Annotated in this window: 1 protein-coding gene; it reads left to right on the top strand. The window is 69.6% G+C overall.

The window, feature by feature from the left end; translation table 11 throughout:
- The coding region (locus SB753_RS38605) for a hypothetical protein (RefSeq protein ID WP_410805354.1) at nt 1-260 on the top strand (260 nt) is incomplete at both ends.

Here is a 260-nt window from a genome sequence, read left to right as displayed (position 1 = left end):
CAACGGGCTCGGCATCTTCCAGAGCGTCAGGCTCGACTGGACGTCGCCGTACCCCGCGAGCGGAACCAGGCTCACGCTCACCCAGGGGGCTACGACAGCCCCGGTGCCTGCTGCGAACATCACGACGTCCGGGCCGGCCGCCGGCCTCTACACGCACTCGGCGGTGCTCTCGCAGGCTCTGCTGACCAGCCTCATCTCCAACCTGCTCGGCAGCACGACGACGATGACGGCGACGAACCTCCTGGCGGGCACGACCTGGG

The organism is Paraburkholderia sp. SIMBA_053 (assembly GCF_046534895.1).
In the GTDB taxonomy this organism is placed as follows: domain Bacteria; phylum Pseudomonadota; class Gammaproteobacteria; order Burkholderiales; family Burkholderiaceae; genus Paraburkholderia; species Paraburkholderia caledonica.
This window is presented reverse-complemented; position numbering and strand designations above follow the sequence as displayed.